This window comes from Reichenbachiella agarivorans, from assembly GCF_025502585.1.
Lineage (GTDB): Bacteria > Bacteroidota > Bacteroidia > Cytophagales > Cyclobacteriaceae > Reichenbachiella > Reichenbachiella agarivorans.
In genome coordinates this window covers 1,349,606-1,369,213 of record NZ_CP106679.1, presented here as the reverse complement: position 1 = coordinate 1,369,213, position 19,608 = coordinate 1,349,606, and the positions used below count along the sequence as shown (strand labels likewise).

The 19,608-nt window shown below is 41.7% G+C and carries 12 protein-coding genes; 4 read left to right on the top strand and 8 right to left on the bottom strand.

What is annotated here, in order from left to right:
- Window positions 1–18: 18 nt before the first annotated feature.
- Both N6H18_RS05750 and N6H18_RS05745 read right to left on the bottom strand, forming a co-directional pair.
- A complete protein-coding gene (locus N6H18_RS05750) occupies window positions 19–966 on the bottom strand; it encodes a phosphate/phosphite/phosphonate ABC transporter substrate-binding protein (protein ID WP_262310884.1) in 948 nt (315 codons plus the stop codon).
- 18 nt (window positions 967–984) lie between these two features.
- A complete protein-coding gene (locus tag N6H18_RS05745) occupies window positions 985–2,202 on the bottom strand; it encodes a Pycsar system effector family protein (RefSeq protein ID WP_262310883.1) in 1,218 nt (405 codons plus the stop codon).
- A 92-nt stretch (window positions 2,203–2,294) separates the two neighbouring features.
- Here N6H18_RS05745 and N6H18_RS05740 point away from each other — a divergent pair, with 92 nt between their 5' ends.
- The 3 genes from N6H18_RS05740 to N6H18_RS05730 all read left to right on the top strand — a co-directional run bounded on the left by N6H18_RS05740 (window position 2,295) and on the right by N6H18_RS05730 (window position 8,353).
- Window positions 2,295–3,185: an SdiA-regulated domain-containing protein gene (locus N6H18_RS05740; protein ID WP_262310882.1), complete on the top strand. Its 891-nt coding sequence runs from the start codon at window positions 2,295–2,297 to the stop codon at window positions 3,183–3,185.
- On the top strand, window positions 3,182–6,856 hold the full coding sequence (locus N6H18_RS05735; protein ID WP_262310881.1) for a BamA/TamA family outer membrane protein: 3,675 nt from the start codon (window positions 3,182–3,184) through the stop codon (window positions 6,854–6,856). Before N6H18_RS05740 ends, N6H18_RS05735 begins: the two co-directional genes overlap by 4 nt.
- A gap of 69 nt (window positions 6,857–6,925) precedes the next feature.
- Window positions 6,926–8,353: an outer membrane protein transport protein gene (locus tag N6H18_RS05730; RefSeq protein ID WP_262310880.1), complete on the top strand. Its 1,428-nt coding sequence runs from the start codon at window positions 6,926–6,928 to the stop codon at window positions 8,351–8,353.
- 1 nt (window position 8,354) lies between these two features.
- Here N6H18_RS05730 and N6H18_RS05725 read toward each other — a convergent pair whose 3' ends face one another.
- The 5 genes from N6H18_RS05725 to N6H18_RS05705 form a co-directional block, all read right to left on the bottom strand.
- Window positions 8,355–9,065 (bottom strand): DUF2490 domain-containing protein, encoded by a 711-nt coding sequence (locus N6H18_RS05725; RefSeq protein ID WP_262310879.1) that lies wholly within the window; start codon window positions 9,063–9,065, stop codon window positions 8,355–8,357.
- 82 nt (window positions 9,066–9,147) lie between these two features.
- Window positions 9,148–12,282, bottom strand: a complete 3,135-nt coding sequence (locus N6H18_RS05720) for an efflux RND transporter permease subunit (RefSeq protein WP_262310878.1) — start codon at window positions 12,280–12,282, stop codon at window positions 9,148–9,150.
- 27 nt (window positions 12,283–12,309) lie between these two features.
- Window positions 12,310–13,380 (bottom strand): efflux RND transporter periplasmic adaptor subunit, encoded by a 1,071-nt coding sequence (locus N6H18_RS05715; protein ID WP_262310877.1) that lies wholly within the window; start codon window positions 13,378–13,380, stop codon window positions 12,310–12,312.
- A 21-nt stretch (window positions 13,381–13,401) separates the two neighbouring features.
- On the bottom strand, window positions 13,402–14,724 hold the full coding sequence (locus tag N6H18_RS05710; RefSeq protein WP_262310876.1) for a TolC family protein: 1,323 nt from the start codon (window positions 14,722–14,724) through the stop codon (window positions 13,402–13,404).
- Window positions 14,725–14,773: 49 nt separating this feature from the next.
- Window positions 14,774–15,397: a TetR/AcrR family transcriptional regulator gene (locus tag N6H18_RS05705; protein WP_262310875.1), complete on the bottom strand. Its 624-nt coding sequence runs from the start codon at window positions 15,395–15,397 to the stop codon at window positions 14,774–14,776.
- A 133-nt stretch (window positions 15,398–15,530) separates the two neighbouring features.
- On the opposite strand from N6H18_RS05705, the gene N6H18_RS05700 reads away from it, so the two are divergent.
- Window positions 15,531–16,961, top strand: a complete 1,431-nt coding sequence (locus N6H18_RS05700; RefSeq protein ID WP_262310874.1) for a M48 family metalloprotease — start codon at window positions 15,531–15,533, stop codon at window positions 16,959–16,961.
- A gap of 28 nt (window positions 16,962–16,989) precedes the next feature.
- Here the strand turns inward: N6H18_RS05700 and N6H18_RS05695 are convergent, their stop codons facing one another.
- Window positions 16,990–19,524: a GDSL-type esterase/lipase family protein gene (locus N6H18_RS05695; protein WP_262310873.1), complete on the bottom strand. Its 2,535-nt coding sequence runs from the start codon at window positions 19,522–19,524 to the stop codon at window positions 16,990–16,992.
- Window positions 19,525–19,608: the final 84 nt, after the last annotated feature.

The following is a 19,608-nucleotide window of genomic DNA, read 5'->3' as shown; positions in this document are numbered from 1 at the left end:
CGAGAACAACGCAAAGTTCTAGTTCAGCACCCTGCGCAATCCGTCATAGTCTGCGTCCGTACATCGAGTGTAGCCTTCGATAGAGTAGAGATCACTCATAGCATTCTTTCCTTCAGGAGTTTCTAGGTATTTGATGAGTGCCAGAGATACCTGAAAGCTGATGTCTTTGTTGACGTGCTTGCCAAACACAACTGGATCGTTAGGGATGGCTTCTGTGACCTGTAGTATTTTTACTTTTTCTGCCACATCTGGGAACTCTGATAGCAATCTGGAGCGGGCATCTCTGATTTCTCCGTCTGACGAAGGTTCAGAATAATAGGTGGCACCTGCATCCGCAATACCCATATAGACCATTTTGACGACACGATCGTGGGTGCCTGCAAAGGCAGTTTTAGCAGGTTGAATATTGTAGTCTGCAAAGATTTTCTTAGGAAACAAGTATCCCGAGGTAGACAGGGAGTCAGTATATACGACTGATTTACCCTGAATATCGGATATTTTGTCGATCCCACTATTGGTATTGGCGATGATTTGACCATAGTAGTTGGATTTGCCATATCTGATGGCTTTTAACTTGGCGTTGACCCCATAAGCATCTCGTGCTTTGATATAACTCGCGGAGTTCATCAATGCAATGTCACCATCATTAGACGCAAAGGCTTTGATCATGTCATCATAGCTATCTGAGACTTGTAATTCAAAATTGAGAGCTGTTTCGGCATGCAAGTAATTGATCAGTAATTTTCCAGTTTGCTCGACGAGTTCTACAGATCTAGATGGGGTGAGATACAGGTTAATGGGATTGTCAGGAGTCCCCAGATCAGCAGACAAACGAGATTTAGGAGCTTCTTTTGGGGTGGTTGATTCTGTTTTTGCTATCGTTTTGGTGTCTTGTGGACTAGTGCAGCCCAAAAACATCATGACAAAAAGGAGTGCTGTATGGACAGTATTCAATCTGAAATTCATCTAAAGTAGGTAGTTAGATTAGTACATATAGTGACTCTTGAAAAAAGCCTCTGCGATGATAAAGGAAATAATGGCAATCACAAAACCAAACATGAATACTGTATAGGCGATTCTGAGCATACGGTATTTTTTGCCCAACACCTTGCCTAGGTAGTAGATGTCTTTGGTGAGGCTGCCGTAGAGATATTGACTGTCGTTCATCAGTTCATTCATGCCCCATTCATATTCTTCCAAACTCATCTGGTGAAAATTACCGAAGAAAAGCAGATTCGCTTTTTTGTGAATGATGTCGTCTTTGGTGAATTTGCCCTTGGAGACGTTGGGTCTGGTAGCCAAAATACTGAGAACAATAGTAGATAAACAAGCGATAGTCAAAATCAAGGTTGGGATCATGAAGTGAGGGTACTCTTCAAGTTTGCGAAGGAGAACAGTCACCACAATCGACAAAATGATCGAATTGACGGATATCATGATGTTTGACTTTTGATCAGCAATCGAGCTGAGGTCGAGATGATTCCTAGACGTGGTTCTAAACATGGTCTCAATCCCACGGGTCGGTATGGATTCCTTGCTCTTTGCCTTGGCTAGTTTTTCCTCTAAGTCATAAATTTTCTTTTTGAGCTTGTCTTCCTTTGACTTCTTCTCCTTTTGTATTTTTTCTTCCAACCGTCTTAGGTTTTCCTGTTTTACAGATTCTAGATTTTGCTTGGCATACTTTGTAAAATACTTGTGCTCTTTTACGAACTGATAGGTCTTTTTGTACCACTCATTTTTTTCAATATATATGCCAGTAACTTGGGAAAGTTCTGTCATCAACATTTCGGATTTTTCTTGAAAACGAGGCGTGGACAAGTGGTGCAAATCCGCATCGCACAGAATTTCTTCCATTTTGGATTTCGGGCTTTGAGGCATTCTCGTGGCACGGATACAGTCAGCCACTTGCTCTATTTTTTCTTGTGGATATTCTAGTTCCTTCAGCTTTTCGATAGCCAGTTTGATGCTTTTTTCCTCATGGTTTTGGCTGCCTTGTACATGACCTAGATCGTGAAACCAAGCCGCAATGGTGACTATTTCGATTTCTTCGTGCGGCAGTTGCTCCGCCATAGCGATGACAGACACAGCTGTCACGACCTCTTCGGTATGTGTCAAGTTGTGATAATGGCAATGTTCTGGGAGGCTACCTTGGAAGGTATCTCGCACATAAGCACTAATTTTAGATATGATTTCAGTATCCACAATACAATTTAAGTCAAAAGAACTAAACTATTTTTGATTGAAATAGTTTAGTTAAAGAATGTTAAAGTCGGGATTCGATTCAACCCTAAAGTATGGATAAACAGTACATCTTCATTTTCTTATTGACCTGCTCATTGATCAGTTGTAATGGCGATTCGAGAAAAACCGCCGAAGCATTATTTCACCACGTTCCGGATCATCTCAAAACCTATGATTTCAAGAACCCTACCTCAAAATATTATTTACCTTATGTCCTAGAGGAAGTTTCGGGATTGTCTTATTTGGACGATGGCATACTCGTTTGTGTGCAAGATGAGGATGGTAAGGTTTTCTTTTATGATCACAAAGAAAGAAAACTAATCAGAGAAGTCAGATTCGCCGATGGAGGTGATTATGAAGGCATACAGGTCGTGGGTGACTCTATCTATGTGGCAGAGAGCAATGGCGATCTTTACAAGTTTCTGGCAAATGATGAGGGCAAGAAAAGCATCAAGATGAATACCGATCTCAAAAAGAAAAATGATGTCGAAGGCTTGGCGTATGATTCTAAAACTGGTAAGTTGATCATTGCTTGCAAGGAAAGTGGGGACTTGAAGGATAGGGATGTAAAGGGCAGAGCCTTTTACAGTTTTGACCTTAACAAAAGGGAGATTGATCCTCGACCTACCTTTACAATCACCAGCTCCGATATCAAAAAGTATCTGGAGTCTCAAGTTGATTTTGAGTATGATGAAAATAGGCTGAATTTTATGCCTTCTGGTATTGCACTGCATCCTACGCAAGACATTTTTTATATTATTGCCTCGACAGGCAAATTGCTCCTGATGGTCAATCGGCAGTACCAAATCGTAGGAAGCGTGCCCTTGGATCCTCGCCTGTTTGGTCAACCCGAAGGAATCTGCTTTGCTCCAAATGGAGACTTATTCATCTCCAATGAGGGACAAGGTGACAGAGGATATATTCTCAAATTCAAAATGAAATGATGAAACGATATCTAGTTGTTTTATTTCTGCTGCTTTCTGTCCATTTGTATGGACAAAACCAACCTGATTCCAATCACACTATTTTCCTCATAGGAGATGCTGGCGAGCCTTCGAGAGCAAGGCCCAATCTCAAAGTTCTAAAAGGGCAATTGGAGGCAGCTGGTAAGGACGCGACACTTATTTTTTTAGGAGACAATATCTACACAGATGGACTTCCTCCCAAAGATCATCCTAGGCGACAGGAACAGGAAGCCAAACTCACAGAGCAATTTGAGATTACTCAAAAGTTCAAAGGGAGAACCATAGTGATCCCAGGCAATCACGATTGGGACAACTCGCATCGCAAGGGCTGGCAACATGTACATGAGCAGACCAAATTCGTCAAAGATTATTTTGATAGTAAAAAGGTGTTCTATCCCAAAGATGGCTTTCCAGGACCAGAAGAAATCAAGCTGGACAAAGGTGTATATTTGATAGTGTTTGATATGCAGTGGATGTTGCATCGGTACAACAAACCTTTGCTAGATGATCCGCTCAATTACAACGAACCTCTGGACATTGTGGCAGATATTGCTACACTGCTAGAGAAGCACAAGAACGACCATGTGATTCTTACTTCGCACCATCCACTGTACAGCTATGGGCCACACGGAGGACATTTTTCTGCCAAGGAACATCTGTTTCCCCTCACAGAACTCAACGAAAATTTGTACATTCCGCTACCTCTGATTGGGTCATTGTATCCAAGCTATCGCGCCACAGCTGGTTCACTCCAAGATATACCTCATCCAGAGTATCAGGCGATCAAAAATGCCCTTGAGTCCCTGCTCAAAAATTACTCGAACACCATCTATGTATCGGGTCACGAGCATGCGCTGGAGCATATCATCAAGGATAGTGTGAACTATGTAGTGAGTGGCTCAGGGTCTAAAGCTACTTATCTCAAAGAAAACGGAAAGTATTTAGAGTTTGGGCGATCCAGAATTGGGTTTGGCAAGGTGAATTATTCCCCTCAAGGTCAAGCTGATTTGGAATTTTGGGCTGTCGATGAAGAAGCGCCAACAGGAGAAAAAATCTATGAAAAGCGATTGTATGATTTTCGGTTCATAGATGATGGATATGACAAAATACCTGTCTACACAGGCGAAAGAGAAACAAAGAAAGCACAAGCATCGACTTTGTACATTGCGTCCAAAGGAAAAAGAAAATGGATGGGAGATAACTATCGTGATGTTTGGGAGATGGAGGTCGAAGCACCCGTATTTAATCTATCCACAGAAAAGGGAGGCTTGGAAATAATCAAAAAGGGCGGTGGTATGCAAACAAGTTCTTTGAGACTGGAGGCGGAGGATGGAAAACAATATTCGCTACGCTCGGTGGAGAAATACGCCGATAGAGCTTTGCCGCGAATGTTGAAGGCAACGCTAGCCGAGAATGTAGTCCAAGATCAGATCAGTGCCAGCCATCCCTATGCAGCCTATGTAGTACCTCCGATGGCGGACGCACTTGGGATCTATCACACCAATCCACGATTAGTCTATGTACCAGATGATGGAGCATTTGGGCAGTATAGAGAGATGTTTGCCAACCACTTAGCACTATTCGAAGAGCGTCCAAATGATGATTGGTCTGAGGCTAAGTTCTTTGGTAATTCTTCTGAAATCATCGGTTCCCCCGATCTTTTTGAGGCTCTCAGGGACGACAATGACAACCGAGTGGACGAGGATTTTCTGTTGAGAAATCGGATGTTTGACATGATTATCGGGGATTGGGATAGACACGAGGATCAATGGAGATGGGCGTCTTATGACAGTGAAAGTGGAAAAGGAAAAACCTACAAAGCGATTCCAAGAGATAGAGACCAAGTATTTTTCATCAATGATGGTATTTTGCCCAAATTGGCAAGTAGTAAATGGGGGATGCCCAAAATCGAAGGGTTCAATCCTGAGATGAAATGGGCACCAGGGTTCAATTTCAATTCCAGACATTTGGATCGCTTTTATTTGACGAGTTTGGACAGAGCGGATTGGGAAGACATGATCAAAGTAGTACAAGATAGTCTGACGGATGAGGTGATTGAGGATGCTATTCACATATGGCCAGAGAATGTATTTGCAGCGTCAGGTCAACGGACGATTGATGTCTTGAAAGCGCGCCGTGACAATCTCGGCGACTATGGCATGGAGTTTTACGAGAGTCTCGCTAAGGAAGTAGAGATTCTCTGTTCGGACAAGAAAGAACTCATTTTGATTCAAAATCTGGACAAGGATAGGGTTAAAGTGACGATTCACAAAATCTCCAAAAAGGAAGAAGTAGAGCAAGTCATATACGACAGGACGTTCACAAATGATGATACCAAGGAAGTGCGAATCTATGCTTTTGACTCGGATGATGAGATCAAGATATCAGGAGAGGTGCACTCTGCGATAAAAGTCAGAGTCATCGGTGGCAAAGGTAAGGATGAGATTTACGATGAGACGACGCATCATGCTGCCAAAAATGTACTCATCTATGACAGGAAATCTACAAATCTGAAAACTGATCAGCAGTCTTTCAAATCCAAATTGAGCGATAGAAGCGACATCAATGACTACAATAGATATAGTTACGAATACGACTTGTTGGTGCCGATCATTTATGGCTCATTCAACCCAGACGATGGGGTATTTGTGGGGGTTGGGTATCAATACACGAGACATGCTTGGAGGCGCGAGCCTTATGCATCCAAGCATTTGCTGATGGCGGATGTAGCAGTGGCGACTGGTGCCTTTAATGTCAACTATAAAGGCAACTATATGGATGTGTTGGGCAAGTGGAATGTATTTACACAATTGGAACTTAGTCAACCTGTGGTCAATAATTTCTTCGGAATCGGCAATGAATCAGTTTATGATTTGGACGAAGGCATTGATTATTACCGCACCAGAATCAAGGATGACATCCTACGGGTTGCTTTGACCAGAGAACTAGGAAACTCGGGACTCTTCACCGTGGGGAGTATCAACAGAACGGTACGTGTGGATGAAAACGACAATACTTACATCGATTCGCCAGATTTCGACGAGTTTGATACGAGTGATTTGTTTGACGACCAAAGGTTCTATTCAGGTGCCTATGCTCAGGTAGAATTCGATACCCGCGACGAAAAGATGTTTCCTACCAGAGGACTGCTTTTTGAGACCAACTACACAGCATTTGCTGGATTGAATGACAATACCACTGACTATGCACATTTTCACACCTCGCTAGGTCTGTATTATAGCTTCAGCTATCCAGCCATTGTGACTTTGGCGTCTCGCACAGGCTATGCGCATAATTTTGGACAGTTTGTCAATGGTGAGTTTTACAATGCCAATACGTTGGGAGGACGAACCAATTTGCGGGGTTTTAGACGAACTAGATTTTATGGCAGGACTTCATTTTATCAAAACACAGATCTACGCATCAAATTGAAGGATTTTTCTTCCTTCCTGTTTCCAGGAAAATTTGGAGTACATGGTTTCTATGATGTAGGACGGGTTTGGGTCGGCTCAGAGGATTCTAACAAATGGCACAGTGCTTTAGGGGCTGGTGTGTGGGTCGCACCATTGAGCAAATTCTCGATGGCTCTGTCTTATGCCTTTTCACCAGAGGAGGATTTGATCTCCTTTGATTTTGGTTTTTTCTTTTAAAAAGGCTTTTGAGCGTAAGTAGTCATATTTTGATTACTTTTAGATTCCACCTTATGACCTAATGGACAAATGAAAAAAACTAACCTGAGCCTGTTATTTTTATTGGTTTTTGCATCCAGCGCCTATACTCAAGATGCACATTATTGGACAGAGCAATTTGGTAATAAATCCATGCTCCTAGGTGGCAATGTGATTGGCAGTGTGGACGATTTGGGAGCTACCTTTTACAATCCAGCAAGGCTGGCTTTGCAGGACAATCCCACATTTTTGATTAGTGCCAAAGCCTACCAATTGAGTAGTCTCAAGGTAAAAGACGGCGTGGAAAAAACGGATCTGAATGAATCCAATTTTGGGAATGCCCCGACACTGGCGGCAGGAAGTTTCAGGATTCCAATTTTGCCCAAGCACAAGTTTGCCTATGCTTTTTTGTCAAGACAGCAGGTTGATTACAATTTGGGAACCCGATCGGAGTTGACCTATGAGTTCAACGACACTTGGGCTGGTCAAGAGACACTTTATATTGATTTTGGTGTCAGCAAGACCATCAGGGATGAATGGATGGGTGGTAGTTGGGCATATCTACTCAATGACCATTTTAGTGTGGGTGTCTCAGGATTCTTATCTACGCTGGATCAAAAGAGAACTTACGCCTTGTATGAAGATGGGTTGAGTGCGGATGATGGTGCAGTCGCTTCATTTGAGCGGACGCGTGTCAAAAAATTTCAAATTTACAGCTTGGTGTTCAAGGTAGGAATGAACTATGAGGCTAAAAACTTGAGTATTGGAATGACCATCACCACACCATATGCGGTATTGCGAAAAAGTGCAAAGACCGAATACGATGAAGTGCTCACTGGCTTTGACCTAGATAGTGACGGTGACATAGATGACGACTCTAGGTTGATTAAAAACAGCACAAGCAATGTAGAGGTGCAATACAAGACTCCTTTTTCTATTGGTGTAGGAGCAGCATATGATTTTGGAGCTTTCAAGCTTCACGGTAGTGCAGAGTGGTTTGCCAAGGTGGATCGCTATGCCATTCTAGTTCCAGAGCCATTTACAGCGCAGAAGGCTCCAGTTAATGATATGGTATTTATGGATCGTATGTTTGACGAGAGGCAGTCGGTTATCAATTGGGGTGTAGGGATGGAATTTAATCTGGTCAAAAAATTACAAGGGTTTTTAAGTGTGGCGGTTGATCATTCTACTCTGGATGATGCAGCAGACAATACAGCTGGTCTAATCACTGACAATTTCACCAACTCTATTTTTACTACCGATATATACCACTATGGGGGTGGTTTTTTGGTCAAATTTGATAAAATAGAATTTACCATTGGTTCGGTATATTCTAGAGGTAATCAAACCGTAGGAAAAATCGTGAATTTGCCTGATGACAATACCAACCCTGATCAGCGAGTAGAGGTGGTATGGGAGCGATGGAGATTCTTGGTAGGTTTTACCTTACCCTTCTACAAGTTTGGGAAAAAAGGTTGATTTAGTTGAGCTTGTATGCAAATCGCAACCTGACAATGTTGTCTTTGATTTTCATTGAGTTATCAGTCAGTACAGTTGTTTGCCAAATGTAGTGGAGACCTACGCCAAAGCGATCGTTGATTTTGTTACCGAAGACTGCTTCCCAACGGTGTAGATTGCCTAAGGGATTGTCGAAATTATTCCCTAGTCCAATAAATGTCTCCCAAGTGGCAGAGGTATAGAAACCTTCTTTGTTTAGTAAGGTGAATTTGTTGGGATTTAGCGCCAAACGATACCTCATCCGACTTTCTCTGCCAGAGTAGTTGTCTAGGTAATAAAATCGCTCTTCAAACCGCAAGCGATGATCAATTTTCATAAAAGAAAGTTGTGGCCAAAATAGGCTGGCTTCCTGTGCAAATCTCAATTCACATAGATTCGGTTGATCTTCTAAAAATGTATAAAAGTTGGAAATGGCAAAGGACACATTGTAGAGTGGGTTTTTCTGCCAAACTATGGTAGGTCTAAAGTAGGTCTGGTTAAATGAAAAATGCTCTAGTTCTGTTCGATAGCCAAAATCTCCCCCAACCTTGGTGTGTTCTCCTACCTTGTACCAAAGAGTCAAGTCTGACCAACCTTGATGCCGTGTGAATATTTTTTGGGCACAAAGGGGGGGAGAAAAGGTGATGAAGATTATGAGAATGAAAAGCTTTTGCATGGGTATAAAATTACTCATCAAATTCCTTCAATTCCCAATGAAAACAAAAAAGAGTGCGATCTAAGACCGCACTCCATTTTCAAAAAAATAATAAATATGATTAAGCATGTTCTACGCTATCTACTGACCTAATAGGATCTTTTTTGAATTTCGATTGTATCCATTCTGTCGCTTTATCCACCAGTTCGAATGCCACAGGCACTAGATAAATTGTCAAGCACAGCGAAGACATCAGTCCTCCAATCAATACCCATGCCATGGCGTTTTTCCACTCAGCACCAGCACCAGATGCGATAGCAATCGGTATCATGGCGATCACCATGGCGATGGTTGTCATCAGTATGGGTCTGAGACGGTCGTTGCCCGCCTGCATGACGGCCTCACGTGTGGATAGGCCATCTGCCTTTAGTTTGATGGCAAAGTCAACAATCAGAATAGCATTCTTCGCTACAAGACCTAGTAGCATGATCATTCCTAGAATCGTAAATATACTCATGGAAGACAGCGATAGACCCAGCGCCAACATTGCTCCGATAATTGCCACAGGTACAGACAGAAGTACGACCAGTGGATATGCAAAATTGTCATAGAGAGCGACCAAGATAAAATAAATCAATAGCAATGAAATGCCAAATGCCCCACCTAGTGGCCCAAAACTCTCTTTCTGATTTTTTACATCACCACCCCAGATAAAGTTAATTCCCGCTGGGAAATTTTCTTTTTCCATTTGTGCCATGATGTTTTGAGTTACAGTACCAGCAGGTACTCCCAGAGTATATCCTGTGACCGTCACAGAGGAAAGCCTGTTCTTTCTCTCCAGCATCGAAGGGGCTGTAGTTTGTGTGACTGCTGCAAATTGATTCAAAGTAACGAGTTCATCTTTACTGTTGATGAATGGAATTTGCTCCACGTCATTGGCATTTTTTCTATCAAATTTGGTGAGACGAACCATGATTGGGTATTCCAATCCTTCTTCACTAAACTCGTTATCATCATTGCCTTGCAGGGAATTTTGAAGAGTCGCACCTACTGTGGCGACATCAAGACCTAATCGAGAAAGCTTGTCTCTATCTATATTGATCTGAACCTCAGGTACACCAGCCTCAACAGACACTTTCAGGTCATTTGCTCCTGGAGTATGCTCGATAATGTTCTTTAGCTTATTAGCAGTTTCTATTACTTCGTCATAATTTTCACCTACGACGGATACTTCGATGGGTGCTGAACCTGTTCCAGTCATGCCTACTTTAGAAGCCCCTACTTTCACACCAGAGGAATTTTGCCTGATTTGATTCATGATGTCTATCATGAAAGGTTCGGTCTGGAGATTTTTGTAGTTTTCCTGATCGATCATTACGTTCATTTCTGCTTTGTAGGGATCGCCTAAGCCTGTGCTACCCATCCCAGAAGTAGGCCCACCTACATTGGTCAGAATCATTTTGACTTCTGGTTTAGAAGCTATCCAGTTTTCGATTTCTCGTGTATGTAGATTGTTTGCTTCTATACTGGTTGTTTTGCTGTATTCAAGACTAAGTTTGAACTCTCCTTTGTCTCCCGAGGCAAAAGTTTCTGAACCGATTATTCCTAAGCTTCCAATCCACCCTGTAAAACCAAACAATACCAGAAGGATAGCAAAAAGCACCCATTTCTTGTCCATAAACCAATGCAAAGACGAAGAGTAGAGGTCGTTTAGGCCTTTCAAAGCTTTCTCAAACTGAATTAAGAACCATTGAAAGGGATTCTTTGGATTCAAATGTGTGACTTGTGAAAAGCGTGACATCAACCAGGGGATCAAAGTAAAGGAGACAAGTAAACTGAAGAGTGTAGCCACTACTATCGTCCATGAAAATTGTCTGAACATATCAGCAATGAAGGAGTTAACCATCGTCACTGGGATGAACACAATCACAATTACCAGCGTGATGGATAGTGCGGTCAAACCGATTTCTGCAATGCCGTCAATGGCTGCTTTCATGGGCTTTTTGCCCATTTCCATATGTCGATAGATATTTTCTAGTACTACGATGGAATCATCCACCAGAATACCGATCACTAGCGACATTGCCAAAAGTGTCATGAGATTGAATGTGTAACCCATCATGAACATAAATGCCACAGTAGCCAACAAGGAAGCAGGGACGGCAATCATTACGATCAGTGCATTTCTAAAACTGTGAAGGAATAAGAGCATCACTGCAGCAACGAGAATAATCGCAATCTCTAAATCATGTAGCACAGCATCTACTGCTTCCAGTGTGAAGTCAGCATCATTTTGAGCGATGGCGAAATTTAATTCCTGACTAGAGTAGCGTTCTTCCAGTTCCTTTAGTTTGTTGAGTACTGATTCGGAGACTTCTACAGTATTGGCATCCCCTTGTTTTTTGATCCGGAGTAGGATTGCATTCTTTCCGTTCAACCTCGCAATACTTTCTGTTTCGGCGATATCGTCCGTTATGGTAGCGATATCCTTGAGTCGAATCACGCCACCATCATCGGTTGTAGCCACGATGAGCTCTCTGATTTCGTCTATCTTCGTAAATTTTCCTGAAATTCTTACTGTCACGGCTTGTCCGTTGCTTTTGACCTTCCCAGTAGGAAAGTCGAGATTGGCATAAGAAATGGCGCGTGTCACCTGTAGCAAAGACAGGTTATAGTAGTGCAGCTTTTCTGGATCCACGCTCACGTTAATAGACCGTTGATCACCACCAATCACTTGTATGGTTGCCACACCCTTGAGTTGCTGGAGCTCCGGAATTAGTTTGTCATCCATCTGGGCATAAAAATATTTTCCGTCCAGATTGGAAGTCGCGCTGATCTGTAAAATCGGCATGTCATTTGGAGAAATCTTAGAGATAGAAGGTGCTTCGGCATCCTCTGGTAGCTCTGCTAGGATATTGTTGATCTGGCGCTGCGCATCCTGTACCATTAAATCTAGATCCGTTCCACTTTTGAAGTTAACAATCACGATGGAGGCACTTTCCAGCGATTTGGAATTGATTTCATCTAGATTGTCTAGCTCTGATATGGCATCTTCTATCTTTTTGGAGACAGATGATTCGACCTCAGATGGTGCTGCACCGGGATATATGGTTGTGATCGTCATGACAGGAATGTCCATCTCAGGGATTAGCTCATATCCTATTTTGTTATAAGTCAGCAATCCTGCCAGAGAGGTGAGTATAAATATCACCAAAATGAAGGATGGCCGCTTAATTGAAAACTCTGCTATATTCATATCTATGAAAGTTTATTAACCTGTTAATTAATAAGTTACGATTATTCCATCGCTCAAATTGATCTGACCATTGGTTACTACTGTTTCATTGGCTTGTAAACCTTTTTTTACCTCGATGAAGTCTTCAGTGCGGATCCCAATTTGGATATTTTGTAGTTGGGCTTTTCCATCTACGACTTTGAACACACTTGCATCTTTAGAAGAACCCATCAGTGCTGTGACAGGAATTGATAAACTTTCAGATTGATTACCGTATTGATGTTCAACCCACCCATACATACCTGATTTTAGAGGATATTCATCAGAGTTTTTGATTTTGATCTGAACATCGAACTTATGTGCCTTGTCTGCCTTGGCGCTAACAGCCGTAACCACTCCTGCATAAGTCTGTGTAGGATAGACATCAGAATGAACAGTCAAATCATCCCCCTCTTTGAAAGCTCGAATTTTTTCTTCTGGAATGCTGATTACCAATTTTAGTTCTGAAATATCTATCAGCGTGCCCAATGGCATACCCGGAGCAAGTACCGAACCTAGATCAAACTCTCTCTTTACCAATGTACCTGCAAAAGGAACCTTGATACGGGTATGGCTTTGTTGCTTCTGGAGAATTTTGAGTTGACTTTCTGCGGTTGCTAATTGTAGCGCGGCTTTCTCCAGATTGATATCAGCCACTGCATTTTGCTTGGTCAATTTTTCATAGCGCTCAAATTCTCTTTTTGCATCTTGATATGCAGCATTGGCAGCTATGAGTTGAAAATCGATTTGCTCTGAATCTACCCTTGCAATGAGTGAATTCTTCTTGAGCTTGACACCTTCTTCAGCGTAGATACCGATTACTTCACCCTGTGTTTGCGAGGTAATTGTAATCTCTTTGTTGGCTTTAAAGCTTCCTAAGTATCTTCTGCTTTCTTTTAGATTTTGGTTGCTTACCTGTGCGACTTTTACTGGCACTTTGATTGCAAAATCACGAACGTAAACTTTTTTTTCTACTTCTTCAGAATTGCCCAAAAGGGTATGGATCGACCATGCGCCTAGCAAAACAATTACTCCTACTGCAATTGCGATTTTTGTTATTTTCGATTTATTATTTTTCATTTTGATATGTTGATTACTGTTTTAATAGTCATTTAATAATGCTCCCTCTGCTTTGGCTAGATCTAGTTTGGCTTGTTGTAGATGAACCCAAGAGTTGAGATAGTTTGTTTGTGATTCGGTCAATTCGTTTTCTGATTCGATAATTTCTTGTACACCCACTACTCCTTCACTGTATTGTAGTTTGATATCATTATAGACCTGAGAGGCTAGTTCCATTGATTGTTTTTGATTGATTACCTCTTGGTGGTGAACCCGTAATTTGGATAGGGCATTTATTCTTTCGTTTTCAATGCTTCGACGTGTCAGCTCCATGCTGGATTCAAGTTGTTTTTGTTCTATTCTTTTTTGTGCTGTCTGCGCTGTTTTTGTAAAGCCGTCGAACAGTAACCAGCTTGCTTTTAGCCCTACATAACTAAAATCGTAGTGTTCATAAAAATCCTGATCAGGTTGTCCAAAACCCATAAATCCATAGGTACCTACTGCTGATATATTAGGTAGATATCCAGCCTGAATCTGTTTCTCTTGAAGGTGAAGCACTTCTTTTTGTTTATCAAGTAATTGCAGCTCAGTGCGGTCTTGGTAATCAAAAGCTTCATTGCTTTCGAGTGGAGTAGGAGTTGGGTTAAAGTCTGTCACAACTGCAAACTCTGCATCCGCACTCAGATTGAGCAGCAGCCTGAGTGAATTAAGTACATAATCATAATTAGCACTAAGTGTGGCAATTTGATTGTCCAGCTTGGATTGATTGATTTTGAGACGACTTACATCGGTATGATTCACCAAACCACTTTCCTGCATGAGTCTCGTACTATTGATTAATGTATCTAGGGTTCGACTATTTTCTTTGAGCATAGATATTTGCTCTGCAATAACCTGCGCATTGAAATAGTTGGAGGCGACCTGATAGGTAATATTTTCCTTGGTTTGTTTGTACTGAAGCTCACCCATCTGTGCCGCTGTATTGGCCGCTTTGATACCGACAAAAAGAGTGGGGTTAAAAATGACCTGCTCTAAATGCAGTGAATAATTAGACTGATGGTCAGTACCAAATGCGGCTTCACTGTATCCCTCCTCTCCTGGCTGAAAAGCTGATAGAGGAATCACCGTCGTAGGTAGCTGAGTGTATATTTTATATTCCGCACCAAAGCCCACTTGTGGTAGCGCAGATCGTTTGACCTCCTTGACTTGTTGGTCATAAAGCAATTGGTCGTATTGACTGTTGCTGACTTCCAAGTTTTCTTCTTGGGCACGCTTCACGCACTCCATTAGGCTATATACCTTTTGCGCCTGTGTGGGGATAGCCAAAGCCATGACTAAAGTTAATATTACTAATTTCGATCGCATTGTTAAAATGTTTTAAACGCTTGTTTAATTATGGGGTAAAAAAATTTGTTTAGTCTTTTTTCAAAAAATTTGTAATCGCAAAGATCACATTGCTCTTGTTATGCTCGAGGAAGCCATCAAAACCATTAAAATCTTCATCTAACCTACCTGTATGCTTCAAAATGTTTTTTGTTAAAAAAGGAAAAATCATCATGGATGTTAAAGTACATTCAAAGTCTATAGCATCAACTTTTCGAATATTGCCTTTCTCCAACTCCTCATCTAAAACGGTCTGAATTTTTTGAGATTTTAATCTCATTTCTTCTTTACTGAAGCTTTTAATCTGCGTAATGAGGTTTGGATTAAAATGTGTTTCGCTCATAATGAAGATTGGCAGGTTTGATTCCTTCATCATTGCATTGATCATTTCGTCTACATAGTCACGGATTCGACTCCAGATATCTCTCTTTCTGTCTGTTAGAATTCCAATGCCCATTTCGGTATAAATTTTTAGCTTCTCTTCGAAAACAGATAAAAACAGCTTTTCCTTACTTCTAAAGTAATAATTGACCAAGGCAATGTTCACTCCCGCTTTTTCGGCGACTTTTCTAATCGTTGTGCCTTTGAGGCCGTACTTAGCAAAGAGGGACTCTGCTGCTTCTTTGATTTTGCTTTCTGTTGTATCTTCTGACAAAATTGATAATTTTGAACAAAACTATATTGAATAAATGTTTTAAACAAATGTATAATATTTTATTTCGTTATTGTTTGTGCTTACTTTATCTGCACGGAGTTGAATGGGGGGCGATTTGATAAACTAAAATTGTATGAAAAACTACCTTTTTTCCCTTTTCCTATTTCTTGTTTTCACCCTTCCGTCTCTCTCTCAGCCCTTGAGTTATGATGAGCAGTTAGGAGAAAATGGAGCCAAGCAGGTAGAATTGGTAATGGGGATTTATGAAGATGAGATTTTGACTCCATATGTCGAGGAGATTGGAGAGCGGTTGATAGATCACTTGGACAACCGACTTTTTGATTACCAATTCAAGATCGTGGACGAACCGATTCCCAATGCTTTTGCCTTGCCAGGTGGTTATATATATGTCACGAGAGGACTATTGGCTTTGGTGGAGAATGTAGATGAATTGGGGTGTGTGCTCAGTCATGAGGTCATTCATGTCGAGCAGCGTCACTCCGTCAAACAAATGAAACGGAGTATTCTCCCTGCCCTGCTCCAAGTGCCTGGTATGATTGTAGGGGCAGTTGCTGGTGCCAATGTGGGAAACATAATCAACACACCTTTTGCCGTGGGTTCTAGTTTTTTTACAGCCAAATACAGCCGCAAACACGAAACAGAAGCCGATCACCTAGGCGTAGCATTGGCAGCCAAAGCTGGTTTTGACCCTAAGGCATTGAGCAAAATTCTCGACCGGATCGTCGTATGGGAGGAGGTAAGATCCGAACAAGAGGAGAAAAGAAGCTATTTCAGCAATCACCCATATACCCCAGACAGAATTAGCAACTTGACCAAGTCTACCCACAACCTAACATGGTCTAGCAATGAAATGCAAGAAAGACCCATTTTGGATAGGCTGAATGGCTTGTCTTTTTCGGACAATCCAGACAAGGGGATATTTGTGGATAGTGTGTTTTTGCACCCTGACATTGATTTTAGTGTGACTTTTCCTTCTTCTTGGACTTATGTAAATACCTACAATGCTGTCGGTGCGGTCAGCAAGGATCAAAATGCTTTTGTGATTTTAACCTTGGAGGATACAGCACAGTCTCCCCAAAAGTATGGAAGTGATTACATGAAACTACTGAAAGACAAGCAAGCGCAAGCGTCTGTCAAAGGCGAAAAGGTAGAAGTAAATGGACATGATGCTTTTTTGGTCTTGGTCACAGAGCAAGGAGATGAAGGCTCCATTTATACTGGGTTTGTCTGGATCAAAATGGGTGAAAACCTGTATAAAATCTCTACTGTCACCTCTGGAGATGCCAAAAGCATGATCAAGAAGGCAGCGCTTTCATTGCATCCCTTGACTACCCAAGAGAAGGAATTGATTTTTCGAGAGTCAATAACTATAGTTGCTGCCCGCGAAGGAGAATCCATAGAAAAGCTGGCCATCCGAAGTGACAACCAGCTTAAAGGAAAATTGTTGAAAGTACTGAATGGAAAAGCACCAGATAGCATTTTATCTCAGGGAGAGAAGATAAAAGTAGTAACAAGGGAGCCTTATTTCGCTGTACCCAAATAACTCCTAAAATACCTGTGCGCACAACAGATCATACGATCAATTGCTCTCTAACTTGTTGTTTCCAGATTTTGTACCCCTTTAGATTGAGGTGAAGCATGTCTTCCACAAATAAATCTGTTTTGGGTCTTCCATCTGGGGACAGCATGTGTTCAAATATTTCGATCCAATGCATGTTGTCATGTTCATCCACAAAGGTTCTCAACAGTTCGTTGGTCTGGATAATCTTTGGCAGCAAATATTCTCTACTTGGGCTAGGTTTGATAGAGATCACGGTAATAGGCGCATGTGGACTGTGACGTTTGATTTTTTCATATAAGAGCGAAAAATTCATCAGTACATCAGAGGGTGACTGTCCGATGCTCAAGTCATTGTCACCTCCATAGAGTACATAGGATTTAGGCAGAAAATTTTCGAATAGGCGTTCAAAATAGAACAAACACCATTGGTAAGAAGATCCACCAAAGCCCAAATTGACAGCCTTTTTATCAGCCAAATCTCCTTCCAAGCTTTCCCATAGTCGGATGGTACTACTGCCATAAAAGGCAACTGTATCATTTGGTGGAAGTTTTGTGACTTTTTCTTTTAAGGCATCAATTTCATCTTGAAACAGAAGCTGTGCACTGTTTTCGTTGGCGATATTGTCTGTGAGTTCTTGCGTGTCTTGCCTGAACTTTAACTGGTATTTTCTCAGGAACTCTTTGATGTCGCTCGTGCCGAGCTCTTTCATTTTCTCATTCAACCTAAAAGGTTTTTTGATCTCACAGGCAAATTTGTACGCTGTGATGCGCTTGTCAAAGTTGGCCATAACAATGGGTACAATCAGGGGTTGTACTTCTAGTTGTTGTATGACCTTAAAAATCCCAGATTTGAATTTGCTCGGTGAATGCTCAGTTGGATGTGAACTTCCTTCTGGACTGATGATGATGTTCTTGCCAGACAATATGGCGTCTTTGATTTGATCATAGAATACCTGGTGTCTTGATTTTCTTTCTTCTTCTGTTTCAATCAGTTCATCCGAATCGTTGGTGTACACACTGATAAAACCTAGCTTGTTGTAGTAGTTTTCGTGGGCATACTCATCTGATTTTCCAATTCTGACTACCCTTTGGGCATGTGCACCATAGTTTTCATACACCAATGCGCTCAGGTAGTGTGAGTCCAATGTGATTTGAAATTGATTGGGCAAGGTGTAATAGGGTTCGTTGAGCAGATGATTGTAGATGAAAATACACCCTGGTTGATTAGGCATGTATTCCAGTCCTTTGATATATATCGACGGGATAGAAAATGCTTTCTTACTGGCCTTGATACAGTCCAACTGAACTTCATCGTTGGTTTTTTCTTCGGTATTTTCAGCGACACTGCTATAGATGTCTTGCAAGGCACGGTAGAAATTGGATTCTCGTTGTGTCTTGTGGAGATTGTCCAAACATAGGGAGGCTAGGTTTTTTTCAGGGCCTATTCCAGTTAGTTCTACCTTGTGAAGCACCTCTATGGCCTGTGGTATGGTTAGTTTGTCTTCGAGCAAGACTGGCACAGCGTGCAAGGGAGAGTGTACAGACAGTTTCGTGCTGTTGCTACTGATGAGTGTACTGGCTACCAGTAGCTCTTCGTTGAATTGCGTGGCGATGAGTCGGGTACGCACAGCTCTGAGCTGATTGTTGATCAACCAGAGGATTCTTTTTTGGAAGCTGAGTGCAAAGTTAGGATGTTCTTTGCAGTGTTTTTCCAATGTCTCCTTAGGGATATATAGTACGACGGCCTCTTTGGTGACATGAGAGGTCATGGCACTTTTGATTCCGAGTAGGCTAGACGAACTCAGTAAGTAGCCTGGAGTAGAAATAGACCTAAATGGTACTTTGTAGGTTTTGTTGGTTTCTATGCTGAAGTTCATGCGAGAGTATTGAACTTCACCAGATTCTAGTAAGAATATCCCCTTTTTTTTCTCATCTTGGCTGATGACAATTTCATTGACCAAGTATTCTCGACGTTGCATAGAGCTGGCGAGTACGGCCAAATCCTTCTCATCAAACTCTTCAAAAAATGGAGATTGCAACAGCAAGATAACTTTGTCTATTTCGTCTCGATCGATGTGCGCGAGATAGCCGTCCGAGGAAGAGTCTGTATTGAGTGTTTGTAAAGCTGCAGAGGTATTGGCAAATAACTCGCTGGTATCCTCGACGAAGCGGTGTGAGTGATTGTTGAGGAAAGTAAAAAAATCTATCGCTAGATGAATATCTGCATCGAGACATTTGATTAACTGCTCCGTTTCCCATTTGATAAGTCTAGCAGTGTCTGATGCGACTCTCGCCGTAGTTTCATTCCTGTAGGGTGCGATGAAAGCATCCATGCCAATCGGTGCGTAAAGAGATTGGCTCATCCCTGCCAACAGTTCTCTGTCGTTGCTGTGCAGGCTTTGATGAAAGTGCACGGTGCCCTCTAGCAAAATGTAGAACCTGTCCACACGACTAAATTGCTTTTTGAGAACATCACCTTTTTTGCAAAATACCTCTTGGCCTTGCGAGAATAGTTTGTCCAAAGAGGTAGGTAGTGCTTCTGTCATCTTGATTCTGAATTGCTAGGTGATTGCAATATAAACAACAGAGATGGTAAAATATTAAACAGAACGCCTGCAATTTTGCATATC

Excerpts from the sequence above, each read along its gene's own strand:
- N6H18_RS05750 (WP_262310884.1), bottom strand. The coding sequence starts at position 966 with ATGAATTTCAGATTGAATACTGTCCATACAGCACTCCTTTTTGTCATG.
- N6H18_RS05740 (WP_262310882.1), top strand. The coding sequence starts at position 2,295 with ATGGATAAACAGTACATCTTCATTTTCTTATTGACCTGCTCATTGATC.
- N6H18_RS05735 (WP_262310881.1), top strand. The coding sequence starts at position 3,182 with ATGATGAAACGATATCTAGTTGTTTTATTTCTGCTGCTTTCTGTCCAT.
- N6H18_RS05730 (WP_262310880.1), top strand. The coding sequence starts at position 6,926 with ATGAAAAAAACTAACCTGAGCCTGTTATTTTTATTGGTTTTTGCATCC.
- N6H18_RS05725 (WP_262310879.1), bottom strand. The coding sequence starts at position 9,065 with ATGAGTAATTTTATACCCATGCAAAAGCTTTTCATTCTCATAATCTTC.
- N6H18_RS05720 (WP_262310878.1), bottom strand. The coding sequence starts at position 12,282 with ATGAATATAGCAGAGTTTTCAATTAAGCGGCCATCCTTCATTTTGGTG.
- N6H18_RS05715 (WP_262310877.1), bottom strand. The coding sequence starts at position 13,380 with ATGAAAAATAATAAATCGAAAATAACAAAAATCGCAATTGCAGTAGGA.
- N6H18_RS05710 (WP_262310876.1), bottom strand. The coding sequence starts at position 14,724 with ATGCGATCGAAATTAGTAATATTAACTTTAGTCATGGCTTTGGCTATC.
- N6H18_RS05700 (WP_262310874.1), top strand. The coding sequence starts at position 15,531 with ATGAAAAACTACCTTTTTTCCCTTTTCCTATTTCTTGTTTTCACCCTT.
- N6H18_RS05695 (WP_262310873.1), bottom strand. The coding sequence starts at position 19,524 with ATGACAGAAGCACTACCTACCTCTTTGGACAAACTATTCTCGCAAGGC.